This window comes from Streptomyces sp. NPDC091387, assembly GCF_044756945.1.
Classification (GTDB): Bacteria; Actinomycetota; Actinomycetes; order Streptomycetales; family Streptomycetaceae; genus Streptomyces.
On the sequence record NZ_JBIVTZ010000009.1, the window covers coordinates 168,818 to 182,705 of the forward strand.

Below are 13,888 nucleotides of genomic sequence, written 5' to 3' on the forward strand. Positions count from 1 at the left end.
ATGCGGCAGGTCCCGGACGGTGCGGCCGTCCGGGCCCTGCCGTATGCGGTGCGGGCCTCAGCCCTCCCAGGTCCAGTCGGCGACCTCGGGCAGGTCCGTGCCGTGCTCGCGGATCCAGGCGTGGTGGCGGGTGCGCGTGTCGGACATCGCCTGACGCACCGCAACGGCCCGGACGCCGAGGCCCGGAACCCGGTCGATGACGTCCATGACCAGCCGGTAGCGGTCGAGGTCGTTGCGGACCACCATGTCGAAGGGCGTGGTGGTCGTGCCCTCCTCCTTGTAGCCCCGCACGTGCAACTGGGCGTGACCGGTGCGGCGGTAGGCCAGCCGGTGGATCAGCCAGGGATAGCCGTGGTACGCGAAGATCACCGGCTTGTCGCGGGTGAAGAGGGCGTCGTACTCGGAGTCCGGCATCCCGTGCGGATGCTCGCCGTGGGGCATCAGCCGGGCCATGTCGACGACGTTCACCACCCGTACCGCCAGCTCGGGCAGGTGGCGCCGGAGCAGACCGGCCGCGGCCAGGATCTCCAGGGTGGGTACGTCCCCGGCGCAGGCGAGCACCACATCGGGCTCGCGGCTGCCGTCCTCGGTGCCCGCCCACTCCCACACCCCGGCGCCCCGCGCGCAGTGCGCACGGGCCTGGTCGAGGGTGAGCCAGTCGAAGCTCGGCTGCTTGCCGGCCACGATCACGTTGACGTAGTCGCGGCTGCGCAGCGCGTGGTCGGCCACGGACAGCAGGGTGTTCGTGTCCGGCGGCAGGTAGACGCGGACGACCTCGGGGCTCTTGTTGAGGATGTGGTCGACGAAGCCCGGGTCCTGGTGCGAGAAGCCGTTGTGGTCCTGGCGCCAGACGTGCGAGGTGAGGAGGTAGTTGAGCGAGGCGATGGGGCGGCGCCAGGGCAGCCGGCGCGAGGTCCGCAGCCACTTGATGTGCTGGTTGACCATCGAGTCGACGATGTGCGCGAACGCCTCGTAGCAGGAGAAGAGTCCGTGCCTGCCGGTGAGCAGATAGCCCTCCAGCCAGCCCTGGCACAGGTGCTCGGAGAGGATCTCCATGACGCGGCCGTCGCGGGCGAGGTGCTCGTCGGTGGGCAGCGTCCCGGCCTGCCACGCCTTGCCGGTGGCCCCGTAGAGCGCGTCGAGCCGGTTCGAGGCCGTCTCGTCGGGGCCGACGACCCGGAAGTCCCTGCGGTCGGCGGTGGCCGCCATGACGGCCTCCAGCAGTCCACCCAGGACCCGGGTCGGTTCGTGCTGTACGGTGCCGGGCCGGTCCACCCTGACCCCGTGCCCGTCGAGCGGCGGAACGGGCAGGTCGCGCAGGAGCAGCCCGCCGTTGGCGTACGGCGAGGAACCGAGCCGGTCCGTGCCCCCGGGCACACAGGCCAGGACCTGGGCCGAGGGCCGCCCTTGGGCGTCGAAGAGTTGCTCGGGCCGGTAGGAGCGCAGCCACTCCTCCAGCTGACGCAGGTGGGCCGGGTTGTCGCGGACCCCGGGCAGCGGCACCTGGTGAGCGCGCCAGGTGCCCTCCACGGGCACCCCGTCGACCTCGGCGGGGCCGGTCCACCCCTTCGGGGTGCGCAGCACGATCATGGGCCAGCGCGGGCGTGCGGTGTCGCGTCCGCTGCGGGCGGCCGCCTGGAGCTCCCCGATGCGGTCGACGGCCCGGTCCATCGCGGCGGCCATCGCCCGGTGCACGGTGAAGGGGTCGTCGCCCTCCACGTACAGGGGTTCGTGTCCGTAGCCGCGCAGCAGGGCGTCGAGCTCGTCCTCGGGGAGGCGCGCGAGCACCGTCGGGTTGGCGATCTTGTAGCCGTTGAGGTGGAGGACCGGCAGGACGGCTCCGTCGTGGACCGGGTCGAGGAACTTGTTGGCGTGCCAGGAGCCGGCGAGCGGTCCGGTCTCCGCCTCGCCGTCGCCGATGACGCAGGTGACGAGCAGATCCGGGTGGTCGAGGGCGGCGCCGTAGGCGTGGGCGAGGGAGTAGCCGAGTTCGCCGCCCTCGTGGATGGAGCCGGGGGTCTCGGGCGCGACGTGGCTGGGCACGCCGCCGGGGAAGGAGAACTGCTTGAACAGCGCTCCCATGCCGGCCGCGTCCCTGCTGATGTCGGGGTACGTCTCCGAGTAGCTGCCCTCGAGCCAGGAGTTGGCGAGCACCGCCGGACCGCCGTGTCCGGGGCCCCAGACGCACAGCGCGGAGATACCGCGTGCGGCGATGACGCGGTTGAGGTGCGTGTACACGAGGTTGAGGCCCGGCGAGGTGCCCCAGTGGCCGAGCAGCCTGGGCTTGATGTGCTCGGGGGCGAGCGGCTGGGTCAGCAGCGGGTTGGCCATCAGGTAGATCTGGCCGACGGCCAGGTAGTTGGCCGCCCGCCAGTGGGCGTCGAGCGCGGAGATCTCTTCGTCGGACGGACCTGCCGTCGGCATGGTCGGTGGGGCGTCGCTCATGGTCACCTCTCAGCGGGCGGAACAGTGCCGGTGGCGCGGGACGCGGTCACTGCGGTTCGGTCCCGTACCAGACGGTCGTGGCGTTGCAGAACTCGCGGATGCCGTGTCCGGCGAGCTCGCGCCCGTATCCGGAGCGCTTCACCCCGCCGAACGGCAGCGCGGGGTGCGAGGCCGTCATCCCGTTGAAGAAGACCCCGCCCGCCTCCAGGTCGCGGACGCAGCGCCGGCTCTCCTCGGCGTCGCGGGTCCATACGTTGGAGCTGAGCCCGAAGGGGGTGTCGTTGGCGAGTTCCACCGCCTCGTCGAGGCTGTTCACCCGGTAGAGCGAGGCGACGGGGCCGAAGGTCTCCTCGTGGTGGATCCGCATCGCGGGCGTGATGCCGGTGAGGACGGTCGGGGCGTAGAACCAGCCGTGTTCCAGGCCACCGCCGAGCCCCTCGGGCCGGCCGCCGCCGCAGAGCGCGCCCGCGCCCTGCCGTACGGCGTCGTCGACGAGTTCCTCCAGGTCGGTGCGGCCCTGCTCGCTGGCGAGCGGGCCGACGTCGGTGGACTCCTCCAGCGGGTCGCCGACGGTCAGGTCGCGCATCCCCACCGTGAAGCGCTCGGCGAACTCCTCGTAGACCTCGGTGTGCACGATGAACCGCTTGGCCGCGATGCAGGACTGTCCGTTGTTCTGGACCCGTGCGGTGACGGCGATGCGGGCGGCCCTGGCGACGTCGGCCGAGGGCAGGACGAGATACGGGTCGCTGCCGCCCAGTTCCAGGACGGTCCGCTTCACCTCGTCGCCCGCGACGGCCGCGACCGCGCGGCCGGCCGGTTCGCTGCCGGTCAGGGTGGCCGCGGCCACCCGGCGGTCGCGCAGGATCGCCTCGATCGCTCCGGAGCCCACCAGCAGGGTCTGGAAGCAGCCTTCCGGGAATCCGGCCCTGCGGAACAGATCGCCGAGGTAGAGCGCGGTCTGCGGCACGTTCGACGCGTGCTTCAGCAGCCCTGTGTTGCCCGCCATCAGGGCGGGGGCGGCGAACCGTACGACCTGCCAGAGCGGGAAGTTCCACGGCATCACGGCGAGCACGGTGCCCAGCGGGCGGTAGTGGACGTAGGCGCGGGAGGCGCCGGAGTCCTCGACGTCGGCGGGCGCGGGGTGCTCGTCGGCGAGGAGTCCCTCGGCGTGGGAGGCGTACCAGCGCATGGCCTTCGCGCATTTCGCGGCCTCCGCGCGGGCCGCCCTGACCGGCTTGCCCATCTCCAGGGTCATGGTGCGGGCGATGTCCTGCTGGTCCTCGTCGAGGAGGTCCGCGGCCCGGTTCATCAGACGGGACCGTTCGCCGAAACCGGTGGTGCGGTACGCCCGGAAGGCGGTGTCCGCCGCGGCGAGCCGCCGCTCGATCTCGTCCGCTCCCAGGGCGTCGAACGTCCTGAGCGTCTCGCCGTTCGCGGGGTTGACCGTCGCGATGGGCATGACTGTGGCCTCCTTGCCTCGGTACTCCGACCGTGCCGCGCCGCGCGCGGTGGCGCAACGCGGGCCCGTCACACGCCTACCCGGCCGACGCGGACCATGCGTGCGGGACGCAGGCGATCCACACCGGCCGGGAGGACTGCGGGGCGGCAGCCGGACGGGCTGTACCGGCGCCGCTCCGTGCCGCGCGTCTCAGACGAGGGCCGGGGCCTGGGCAGGGGCGTCGGCCCGGGCGGGTTCGGCCGTGGGGAAGTCCGCGACCAGGGCGGGCGTACGGCGGAACTCGCGGACTCCGGGCAGCGGCGGGAGCGGCACCAGCGCGATGTGCTGCGGCTCCTGCGCGTACCGGGTGAACCAGACGACCTTGCCCTCGGCGGTCCGGCAGGTGCCCCAGCTGTCGCTGAGGGCCATCACCCGGCTGAGGCCACCGCCCTCGTGGAGCAGCCGCGGCATCTCGGCACCGTTGTCGGAGACGGAGACCGTGAGGTGCCGTCCTGACCAGCGGAGTTCGAGGACACAGGTGTTGTCGTCACCGACGTGCCGCTGGACGTTGGTCAGCAGCTCCTCCACAGCACGGCACACGGGCCGGATGTGAAGTTCGAGACTCCAGTGGCGCAGATGCGCGGCGATGATCCGCCGCAGCTGGGACACGCGCTCTGCCGAAACCTGGAGTTCGACCAGATAGTGCCGGTCGAGTGGAACGGTCATCGTCGAGGCTCCTCACATCGAGGCCCACGTGCTTCGCCCCGTTGAACGAACGACCCCCCGAATGCAAAGAGTGAGCGGATGTCACTTCTGGGTCACTCCATAGAGTGACCCGGTAGAGCCGGTTGCGCAACACATCCGGCCCCGCGCCCCCGGTGACCGGCGCGTTTGCCGACGGCGGGGAAACCCGGCAGCGCCTCTCAGGGCAGGTGCGGCAGCAGCCGGTCCGGCGTGAGCGGCAGGGTCCGCAGCCGGGTACCGGTGGCGTGCCGGACGGCGTTGCCGATCGCCGCCGCCGCGCCGACGATGCCGATCTCGCCGATGCCCTTGCTGCCCATCGGGTTGAGGTGGGGGTCCTCCTCGTCGATCCAGTGCGCCTCGATACCGACCGCGTCCGCGCAGGACGGCACGTGGTAGGAGGCGAGGTCGCTTTCGGTGAAGTCCCCGAAGACGGGGTCCATGGTGCTGCCCTCGGTCAGCGCCATGCCGAGCCCCATGGTCATTCCGCCGACGAACTGGGAGCGCGCGGTACGGGAGTTGAGGATGCGTCCGGCGGCGAAGACTCCGAGCATCCGGCGTACCCGGACCTCGCCGGTGCGGCTGTCCACGGCGACCTCGGCGAATTGCGCCCCGAAGGCGTGCCGGGCGTACGGGGACTCGGCGGCCGTCTCGCTCCCGGTGTCGGCGGTGGCCGTCACACCGCCGTCGGGCAGCGGTCCGGTGCGCTCGCCGAGCTGCCGCACGAGTTCGGTCGCCGCCTTGTGCACCGACCAGCCCCAGGAGGCCGTGCCGGAGGAGCCGCCGGCCAGCGGGGCGTCCGGCAGTTCGCTGTTGCCGATGTCGACCGTCACGTTCTCCACCGGGGTCGCCAGCACGCCGGCGGCGATCTGGGCGAGGACGGTGCGGGCGCCGGTGCCGATGTCGGTGGCGTTGACGGCGATGCGGTAGGAGCCGTCGGCTGCGGCGTGGGCCGAGGCGTGTGAGGCGCTGATGTAGACGGGGTACGTGGCGGAGGCGACGCCCGTACCGAGCAGCAGCGCCCCTTCCCGGCGGATCGCGGGGCGGGGGTCGCGGTCGTGCCAGCCGAAGCGGGCGGCGCCCTCGCGCAGACAGGCGGCCAGGCCGCGGCTGCTGAAGGGTTTCCCGGAGTCGGGTTCGTCGGCCGGGTCGTTGCGCAGGCGCAGTTCGACGGGGTCGATGCCGAGCGCGGAGGCGAGTTCGTCGAGGGCCGATTCGAGCGCGTACATGCCGGGAGCCTCGCCCGGGGCCCGCATCCACGACGGGCTCGGGACGTCGAGGGCGGTGACCCGGTGGACGGTGCGGCTGTGCGCGGAGCCGTACATCACCCGGGCCGGTACGGCTGCCTGCTCCACGAACTCCTTGACGGTGGAGGTGTGGGAGATGACCTCGTGGGCGACCGAGGTGAGGGTTCCGTCGGCCTCTGCGCCGAGCCGGACACGTTGGACGGTGGGCGCGCGGTGACCGACGACGGCGGCCATGTGGCGCCGGGGCATGGCGAGTTCGACGGGGTGACCGGTGTGGAGCGCGGCCATGGCGGCGAGCACGGTCTGCGGGCGCGGGGTTCCCTTGCTGCCGAAGCCGCCGCCCACGTGCTCCGAGACGACGGTGACCTGGTCCGGCCGCAGCCCGAACACGGTGGCGAGACTGTCGCGCACCGTGGTGGCGCCCTGGCCGGAGTCGTACAGGGTGAGGTGCCCGTCCGGCGACCAGTGGGCGGTCGAGGCGTGCGGCTCCATGGGGTGGTTGTGCAGGGCGCCGAGCGTGTACGTGGCGTCGATCCGTACGGGCGCGGCAGCGAAGGCCCGGTCGAAGTCGCCGCGTTCGCGTACGGCCGGATAGCCGCCGTTGGCGGTCCGCGGGGTGTACAGACCGGGGTGGTCCTCGGTCAGGACGACGTCGTGCGGGGCGGTCTCGTAGGTGATGTGCAGCGCCTCGGCACCCGCCCGCGCCCCTTCGAGGGTGTCGGCCACGACGAGGGCGATCTGCCAGCCGCGGTGCGGCACGCGGTCGTCCTGGAGGACGGCGAGGATCGGGTCGTCCGGTTTCTCGGTCCGCGGCGCGTTCTCGTGGGTGAGGACGGCGCGGACTCCGGGGAGTGCCAGTGCGTCGTCGGTGCGGATCGCGGTGACCCGGCCGCGCGGGACGGTGGCGGGCACGGGCCAGGCGTACAGGCAGCCGGGCAGGTTCCGTTCGGCGGAGTACCGCGCGGCGCCGGTCACCTTGTCCCGCCCCTCGCGGCGGACGACGGGAGCGCCCAGGGGCTGGGGGGTGTGGCTCATGGTGGGAGTCCTCGGCTCTTCAGGGGCGGGCGGCGAGTTCGGCCAGGGCGTCGACGGCCAGCCGGCGGGCCAGGGTGACCTTGAACGCGTTGTCGCGCAGGGGGCGGGCCGCGGCGAGTTCGGCGTCGACCGCCGTCTCGTACGTCTCGTCGGTGGCGGGTGCGCCGCGGAGTACCTCCTCGGCGGCGCGGGCCCGCCAGGGGCGGTGGGCGAGACCGCCGAACGCGAGGGCCGCGTGCTCGATCCGGCCGTCGCGGACGCGCAGGACCGCGGCGACGGAGGCCAGCGCGAAGGCGAACGAGGCGCGGTCGCGGGCCTTGCGGTAGAGGGAGGCCGTGCCGTCGGGGAGCGGCGGCAGGAGTACGCCGGTGACGAGTTCGTCCGGCCGGAGCACGGTGTCGGTCTCCGGGCTGTCCCCGGGAAGCCGGTGGAAGTCGGGGACGGGCACGGCGCGTTCGCCGTCGGGGCCGTGCAGCAGGACCGTGGCGTCGAGGGCGGCCAGGGCGACCGCCATGTCCGAGGGGTGGGTGGCGACGCATTGCGCGGAGTGGCCGAGGACGGCGAGATCGCGGTGGGCACCCTCGCGGGCCGGGCAGCCGCTGCCGGGCTCGCGTTTGTTGCAGGGTTTGGACGTGTCCTGGAAGTACGGGCAACGGGTGCGCTGGAGGAGGTTGCCGCCGGTGGTGGCGGTGTTGCGCAGTTGCCCGGAGGCACCGGCCAGCAGCGCCTGGGAGAGGACGGGATAGCGGGTGCGTACCGCGTGATGGGCGGCCAGGTCGCTGTTGCGTACCGCCGCGCCGATGCGCAGTCCGCCGTCGGCGGTGTCCGTCACCCGGTCCAGCGGGAGCCGGCTGACGTCGATGAGCAGGCCGGGGGTCTCCACCCCCAGCTTCATCAGGTCGACGAGGTTGGTGCCGCCGCCGAGGAACCGGGCTCCGGGGTTGGCCGCGCTCTCCCGGACCGCTTCGGCGACCGATCCGGCGAGCAGATAGCCGAAGGGTTTCACGACGCCACGTCCCCGATCGCCTCGACGATGCGGGGGTACGCGCCGCAGCGGCACAGGTTGCCGCTCATCCGCTCGCGGATCTCGGCGGCGTCCAGGGGTGCCGGGGCGGTGACGGGGGCGGTGTGCCCGGTGGCGTGGGAGGGGAAGCCGTCGGCGGCCTCGCCCAGCACTCCGACGGCCGAGCAGATCTGGCCGGGCGTGCAGTAGCCGCACTGGAGCGCGTCACGGTCCACGAAGGCCGCCTGGAGGGGGTGCAGCCGGTCGCCGTCGGCCAGGCCCTCGATCGTGGTGATGCGGGAGCCGTCGTACGCGACGGCCAGGAGCAGGCAGCTGTTCGCCCGCCGACCGTCCACCAGGACGGTGCAGGCACCGCACTGGCCGTGGTCGCAGCCCTTCTTCGCGCCGGTCAGGGCCAGGTGCTGACGCAGCGTGTCCAGGACCGTGGTGCGGTGGTCGAGCGTCAGTGTGCGCTCGGTTCCGTTGATGTTCAGGGTCAGGGTGGAACGGCCGGCGGTCGCCCGCGGGTCTCCCCCGCCGTCCTCCCGCTGGGTGGTGGGGTCCACGTGCCGGGGCCTTTCGCTCGGGGTCGCTTCACCCCGGGTCGCCTACTTCACCCCGGGTCGCTTTGTCTGCTTTCTACCAGAGAGGCGCCAGGATTCCGTGCCCCCGCCCAGGGCGGACGCGGCGCGTCGGGCGGCCGGCCTACTTGCTCGCCAGCCGCAGCCGCACTTCCTCCTCCTGGTCCCCGGAGACGGTGCCCACGACCCGTACCGCGAAGGCTCCAGCCAGGCTGTGCCTGAGCCGTTCGACCGCCCAGTAGCCGCCCTGCGCGTCGAGCGTGACGGGTGCGGCGAGCTCCACCGGCCCCGACACCACCCGCTCCTCGGCCACGTCGACGGTCGCGACCCAGGCGGTGGGCTGCTTGCCCGTGACGTCCTGCGGCACATCGACCGAGGCCCGGTCGGTGGCGAATGCGGCCCGCAGCACGTCGAAGACCGTGCCCGCGTCGTCCTTCGCGCACCCGCTGAGAACAACCGACACCTCCCCGCCCTGCTTGTTCTCCTCCGCCTGCGCTTCCCTTGTGCTGTTCACCGCGGTTCCTTCCTGAGGGTTACCTCCAGGCTCTCCCCGCGGCCGGGTGTCTGCGACATGAGCGGCCCCGCAGCCGCGCGAATGCGGGCCCCGGCCGGTCCCGTGCCGATCGAAACGCTTTTTGCTCGTGTATCCACTTAAAACATGAATTCGACCCTATTACCGAGTGACGGCCCGGTCCCGGGGTATCCCGCATGCATGGACGTATCGCATGGAGCCCTGAATTCCCTGGCCCTCACCCTCGCGGACGGGCGGAACGCGGCCGGGGTGGTTCTGGGCGTTGTCGGAGTGATCCTGGTGGCTCTGCTGATCGGTGCCGTGTGGCTGGGCAAGCGACGGCGCGCCCAGGACCCGCCCCCGCCCCGGCCGGAGGAGCAGCCGGTGGCGCCGGACCACCGCGCCCACATCGAGGAGCGCGACGTCCACGCCGACGACAGCTTCCCGGCCGACGGGCGCGGGCTCTACCCCTACGAGCTCGGTGAACACGGGGACGAGACGGACCGCCCCGAGAACGACGAGAAGCGCGACTGAGCGGAGCGGGGACGGAACCCGGCCGGGGCCCGGCCGGGTTCCGCGCTGCCCGAGACCGTGCGCGCGGCGGCCGCCGCCGCCGCGTGTTGCGGGAGCGGCCGCCCCCGGTGAGGCTGGTGAGGGCCCGCCGGCCACCGGCGCACATCCGCCGCACACTCCATGAAGGCAGTAGGACCATGACCGCAAGCACCTCTGGTTCGGCATCCGCGACCGCGCCCCTGACCGGGCCCGCGGCGCCCTGCTGGGTCAATCTCATGACCCGGGACCTGGAGTCGGCGCAGGAGTTCTACGGCCCGGTGATGGGCTGGACCTTCCGGCCGGGCAAGCTCGGCCAGGAGTTCTCGGTCGCCCGCCGGGGCGATGTACCCGTCGCCGGTATCGGTGCGGTGGCGACCACGTTCCGGGTCGCGGTGGCATGGACGCCCTACTTCGCCGTCGAGAACGCCGATGTGACCGCCTCCCGGATCCGTGAGCGCAGCGGCACGGTGGCGGTGGGGCCGCTGGCCCTGGGCAAGGGGCGCGGCGCGCTGGCCGCCGACCGCGAGGGCGCGGGGTTCGGCATCTGGGAGCGGACCGAGCCCGCGACCTCGCCGCCCGCGCCCGACGGCCATTCGCACGCCTGGCTGCGGCTGCGCACCAGGAACGCCTTCGACTCCGCGATCTTCTACGGCGAGGTGCTGGACTGGGCGAGCGGGCAGCCCGGTTCCTGCGAGGTGTCGTACGCGAAGGACGAGGTGATCGTCACCTACGGCGGCCGTCAGCTGGCCCGGATCAGCTCGGGCGCGGTCGAGGCGGCCCCCGATCCGCTGCTCCGGCCGCACTGGCAGGTCAACTTCCCCGTCCCCGACGTGGCCGCCGCCGTCGCCGCGGCGCGCAGGCACGGCGGTTCGCTCGTCGAGGAGGTGTCGCGGCCCGACGTACGGGAGGCGACGCTGCTCGACCCGGACGGCGGGCTCTTCACCCTCACGGACATCCACAATCCCGCCACGACCGCCCCGGCCTGACGAACGGGGTGTCCCCCGCGCCGCGGTCCCGGACGCGATCACCGCCACCGGGCGTGACCGGAATGCCTCGACGATCCGGGAGGGGTGCGCCTAGGATCGCCGGTACGGCATCGCGCGCCGGTCACCGTCCGGGTGAGGCGTGGAGGTGCCCGTGAGATGCCCGTTGGAGGCATTCCACAGTGTCAGTCGAGTTGAATCACACCATCATTCACGCCCGGGACAACCGGGAATCCGCAGAGTTCCTGGCCGGCATCCTGGGGCTGGAGACGGGCGAGGAGTGGGGCCCGTTCATCCCGGTCACCACGGCCAACGGGGTCACCCTGGACTTCGCGGCCATTCCCGCCGAGTCCATCACCCCCCAGCACTACGCCTTCCTCATCTCGGAGGCGGAGTTCGATACGGCGTACGCCCGTATCCAGGAGCTCGGAGCCGCGTACTACGCCGATCCGCACCGTAGGCACCCGGGCGAGATCAACCACAACGACGGCGGCCGGGGCGTCTACTTCATCGACCCCGCCGGTCATGCGATGGAGATCATCACGCGCCCGTACGGGGGCTACGAGTCCTGACGGCGGGCGCCGGTCCGGGGGCCCGGCCGGGCCTTTCCCCGTCCTCAGCCGACCGGGAGCACCGGGAGCAGCAGTTCGGGCCGGTCCCACATCACCGCGGGCGGCGCGGCGCGTTCGGTCCCGGTCCGCACGGCTCCCACGCTCCGGTAGAAGCCCTCGGCCGGCGGGTGCGAGACGATGCGCACACCCGTGAGCCCGGCATCCCGCGCCTCGTCCAGCAGGTGTCCGACGAGCAGTCGTCCGATGCCGGAGCCCTGCGCGTCGTCGGCGACGAACATCAGGTCGAGCTCGGGCGGATCCAGGACGAGGGAGTAGAAGCCGAGCAGCCGTCCGGTCCCCTCCTCCACGGCCGCGAAGACCCGGTGCGTCTCGATGTAGTCGGGTCCCACCCGGTATCCGGCGACCATCGGGGCGTACGGGCCCTGATAGGCCCGCGAGGCCCGGACCAGCCGGGTCAGCCGCTTCGCGTCCCGGGCGGCGGCCCGCCTGACCCGTATACCTTCGCCGGGCGCCGCGTCGTACTCGGCGACGATCCGCAGCTTGCACTCCGAGGAAAAAGTGCGGCGCTTCGGCCTCGGCGCCGGGTCGGACCCGGCCGGTTCGGTGCTGGTCATAAGGGGTGATTCTCCTGTCGCGCCCTCTCAGGCTAACCCGACAGAGCGGGATGTCTCACCCAAGGCTGACAGAGAGGGAGCATGTGCCGAGGTACAAGAAGGGACCATCCCTGCGGGTGCGGGGAGCACAAGGTCGTCCAGGAGGTGCCCGTCACACAGGCGGGACCATCCCTGCGGGTGCGGGGAGCACTCGCCGGCCATGCGGCGGAGGCTGCCGTGGTCGGGACCATCCCTGCGGGTGCGGGGAGCACTCTTGCTGAACTGCGAGTTTGTCAGGCCGGGGTGTCGTTCTGCATGACTTTCACCGACTCCGACAAAGCGCCTATCTCACCCGCAGAGCCCAAATCGTCCATTCGTTCTGCGCCAGCACACTCTCCCGGCCGCCGAAAGCGGCGTCCGCGACGCCTCACTCGACATCACGAAAATCAAGCGCGCCCATGAGCCACAGCAGGCCCCGGCCATAGCGTTCTCTCCACGCCCGCCCGCCGCACACCGGAAGGTGAGCAGCGAGTTCCGCCGTCATCACCCAGGCACCACTGGCCGCCTGAGTAGGCGCAGGCGGCCAATCGACTGAACGATCACCACAGATCCATCTCGCCAGGCGTGGCGCTGGCTTAATAAATTCGAACAATTGTACTATTCGGTGGTGACCATGTACGACTTTCCCCAGGACCTGCGCGAAGCCCAGCTCTCGCTTCACCGGACCTGGTCCGCCTACGAGCAGTACGCACGGACCTTGCCCTGGTCCGCCGAGCCGATGTCCGGCTGGGAGAGTGACAAGCAGCTGCACAGCGGCTACCGGTCCTCCAAGGCCGACAGCCCCGGATACACCGAGGAGCAACACCGGGAGGTCGCCCGGTTGCGACTCGAGCTGCTGGCGCTGAGCGCCGTGGTGTCCACGCATCCGTTCTGGTCGACGCTGGGTCGCGGCGATGTGATTCAAGGGCGGATGACGCTCAAGCACGCCCACGAGCAGTCGGCCGTGGGCGACAAGGCGGCTTGAAACCGATGCCGGATTCCGGTCCCATATCCCGGCTCGAGAAATGGCGGGCGACGCGCGAGTACCTCGCGTGGCAACTGCGATGCGCCGATCAGAAGGTCCGCGAGCTCGAAGCCGAGGAGAAGCAGGACAAGCGCCGGCGGGAGCGGGCGCGGGCCGAGCAGTCGTGGAGGATTCAGCCGCAGCGCTCCAGCGACAAGGCACTGCTCCACCGCGGGGCCTGCACGCTCTACAAGAACGACTTCGGCTACATCAGCCGCGAGGAAGCCCTGATCGCGCTGGCCGAACCCGACATCGAGGCCTGCCAGATCTGCAACCCGCAGACCGGCTTGGGGTGAGACGGCGGCCCCGATATCGAGTGCCCGTCCGTCCCGGGCCTCCCCCGGGAGGGAGCACATGGCGCACGAGACGCGGATCCGGCACCCCGCGGATGCACAGGGAGCACCAGCACTTGGTGCGGAGGACGTGAGGTCGTAGGGGCCATCCCCGCAGGGTGCGCGGGGAGCATCTGACCGGCCTGGTCGAGCAGATCACCACCATGGTGCCATCTCCGCACGGTTACGGGGAGCACGGCATCAGAGCCGCAACGGCGCGGGGATCCTTGGGGCCATCCCAGGAGGTGGGAGCACACCGTGCCTTCTGGCTCCGTGAACCGGCGCGCATGGAACGCCATCCCCACGGCGCGGGGAGCACGGCACCGACCAGGCGCTCTACGCGCACCAGCTCGGACGATCCCCGCGGACGCAGGGAGCACAGCGACCGCGTGCCGTACAGCGACATCGGCTCGGGGCCATCCCCCGCAGACGCAGGGAACACTACGTGCCCTCGCTCATCTTGATGACGACGTTGGGGCCATCCCCACTGCTATGGGGGGCGCCTCGCCCACTCCAGGCCGCCGGGCGCCATTCCCTTGGACCCGTCCCCGCCGGTGCGGGGCGCACAGGCCGACGCTGTCCAGGTGTCCGTGATCCAGAGGACCATCCCCGCGTGGTGCGGGTGGGGTGCCGGGAGCACTCTCGCTGCTCCCTACGAGTGTGTCACCCGGGACAGCTGCGGTGCACCAGCAGACGCACGCTCTCAGATGCCTTGCGACCGTCAACTGCTGTGACGTGCAGTGAGTTTGGGATTCTCGGAATCTGCCGTCCCGGAGACTTCGGGCTGCTAGC

General features: G+C 71.8%; 13 protein-coding genes and 1 CRISPR repeat array. Of the genes, 5 read left to right on the forward strand and 8 right to left on the reverse strand.

Going from position 1 to position 13,888, the window contains the following annotated elements:
* Positions 1-57: 57 nt before the first annotated feature.
* From ACIQM0_RS20090 to ACIQM0_RS20120, 7 genes are all read right to left on the reverse strand, one after another.
* On the reverse strand, positions 58-2,445 hold the full coding sequence (locus ACIQM0_RS20090; RefSeq protein ID WP_401288379.1) for a phosphoketolase: 2,388 nt from the start codon (positions 2,443-2,445) through the stop codon (positions 58-60).
* Between the two features lie 46 nt (positions 2,446-2,491).
* Positions 2,492-3,904 (reverse strand): NADP-dependent succinic semialdehyde dehydrogenase, encoded by a 1,413-nt coding sequence (locus tag ACIQM0_RS20095; protein WP_401288383.1) that lies wholly within the window; start codon positions 3,902-3,904, stop codon positions 2,492-2,494.
* 189 nt (positions 3,905-4,093) lie between these two features.
* Positions 4,094-4,609 carry an ATP-binding protein gene (locus ACIQM0_RS20100; RefSeq protein WP_401288386.1) on the reverse strand — a complete coding sequence of 172 codons (516 nt, stop codon included), beginning with the start codon at positions 4,607-4,609 and terminating at the stop codon, positions 4,094-4,096.
* Positions 4,610-4,806: 197 nt separating this feature from the next.
* Positions 4,807-6,906, reverse strand: coding sequence for a xanthine dehydrogenase family protein molybdopterin-binding subunit (locus ACIQM0_RS20105; protein ID WP_401288389.1), 2,100 nt, complete (start codon positions 6,904-6,906; stop codon positions 4,807-4,809).
* A gap of 19 nt (positions 6,907-6,925) precedes the next feature.
* Positions 6,926-7,912, reverse strand: coding sequence for an FAD binding domain-containing protein (locus ACIQM0_RS20110; RefSeq protein WP_401288392.1), 987 nt, complete (start codon positions 7,910-7,912; stop codon positions 6,926-6,928).
* Entirely contained in the window at positions 7,909-8,475 is a 567-nt protein-coding gene (locus ACIQM0_RS20115; protein WP_401288395.1) for a 2Fe-2S iron-sulfur cluster-binding protein, read from the reverse strand. The genes ACIQM0_RS20110 and ACIQM0_RS20115 overlap by 4 nt, the downstream gene beginning before the upstream one ends.
* A gap of 139 nt (positions 8,476-8,614) precedes the next feature.
* Entirely contained in the window at positions 8,615-9,004 is a 390-nt protein-coding gene (locus ACIQM0_RS20120; RefSeq protein WP_401288397.1) for a hypothetical protein, read from the reverse strand.
* Positions 9,005-9,202: 198 nt separating this feature from the next.
* On the opposite strand from ACIQM0_RS20120, the gene ACIQM0_RS20125 reads away from it, so the two are divergent.
* From ACIQM0_RS20125 to ACIQM0_RS20135, 3 genes are all read left to right on the forward strand, one after another.
* Entirely contained in the window at positions 9,203-9,535 is a 333-nt protein-coding gene (locus tag ACIQM0_RS20125) for a DUF6479 family protein (protein WP_401288399.1), read from the forward strand.
* Between the two features lie 176 nt (positions 9,536-9,711).
* Positions 9,712-10,539: a VOC family protein gene (locus ACIQM0_RS20130; RefSeq protein WP_401288401.1), complete on the forward strand. Its 828-nt coding sequence runs from the start codon at positions 9,712-9,714 to the stop codon at positions 10,537-10,539.
* Between the two features lie 179 nt (positions 10,540-10,718).
* Positions 10,719-11,108 (forward strand): VOC family protein, encoded by a 390-nt coding sequence (locus ACIQM0_RS20135; RefSeq protein ID WP_401288403.1) that lies wholly within the window; start codon positions 10,719-10,721, stop codon positions 11,106-11,108.
* Between the two features lie 44 nt (positions 11,109-11,152).
* Here ACIQM0_RS20135 and ACIQM0_RS20140 read toward each other — a convergent pair whose 3' ends face one another.
* Positions 11,153-11,722, reverse strand: a complete 570-nt coding sequence (locus ACIQM0_RS20140; RefSeq protein ID WP_401288406.1) for a GNAT family N-acetyltransferase — start codon at positions 11,720-11,722, stop codon at positions 11,153-11,155.
* A gap of 96 nt (positions 11,723-11,818) precedes the next feature.
* A CRISPR array of direct repeats spans positions 11,819-11,975; the repeat unit is 29 nt; unit sequence GGGACCATCCCTGCGGGTGCGGGGAGCAC.
* Positions 11,976-12,374: 399 nt separating this feature from the next.
* On the opposite strand from ACIQM0_RS20140, the gene ACIQM0_RS20145 reads away from it, so the two are divergent.
* A complete protein-coding gene (locus ACIQM0_RS20145; protein WP_401288793.1) occupies positions 12,375-12,725 on the forward strand; it encodes a hypothetical protein in 351 nt (116 codons plus the stop codon).
* Positions 12,726-12,730: 5 nt separating this feature from the next.
* Positions 12,731-13,060, forward strand: coding sequence for a DUF6233 domain-containing protein (locus ACIQM0_RS20150; RefSeq protein ID WP_401288409.1), 330 nt, complete (start codon positions 12,731-12,733; stop codon positions 13,058-13,060).
* Positions 13,061-13,888: the final 828 nt, after the last annotated feature.

What these genes read in the sequence shown, in the direction of transcription:
- ACIQM0_RS20145 (WP_401288793.1), top strand. Translation starts at nt 12,375, where the DNA reads ATGTACGACTTTCCCCAGGACCTGCGCGAAGCCCAGCTCTCGCTTCAC.
- ACIQM0_RS20100 (WP_401288386.1), bottom strand. Translation starts at nt 4,609, where the DNA reads ATGACCGTTCCACTCGACCGGCACTATCTGGTCGAACTCCAGGTTTCG.
- ACIQM0_RS20125 (WP_401288399.1), top strand. Translation starts at nt 9,203, where the DNA reads ATGGACGTATCGCATGGAGCCCTGAATTCCCTGGCCCTCACCCTCGCG.
- ACIQM0_RS20095 (WP_401288383.1), bottom strand. Translation starts at nt 3,904, where the DNA reads ATGCCCATCGCGACGGTCAACCCCGCGAACGGCGAGACGCTCAGGACG.
- ACIQM0_RS20090 (WP_401288379.1), bottom strand. Translation starts at nt 2,445, where the DNA reads ATGAGCGACGCCCCACCGACCATGCCGACGGCAGGTCCGTCCGACGAA.
- ACIQM0_RS20130 (WP_401288401.1), top strand. Translation starts at nt 9,712, where the DNA reads ATGACCGCAAGCACCTCTGGTTCGGCATCCGCGACCGCGCCCCTGACC.
- ACIQM0_RS20105 (WP_401288389.1), bottom strand. Translation starts at nt 6,906, where the DNA reads ATGAGCCACACCCCCCAGCCCCTGGGCGCTCCCGTCGTCCGCCGCGAG.
- ACIQM0_RS20150 (WP_401288409.1), top strand. Translation starts at nt 12,731, where the DNA reads ATGCCGGATTCCGGTCCCATATCCCGGCTCGAGAAATGGCGGGCGACG.
- ACIQM0_RS20140 (WP_401288406.1), bottom strand. Translation starts at nt 11,722, where the DNA reads ATGACCAGCACCGAACCGGCCGGGTCCGACCCGGCGCCGAGGCCGAAG.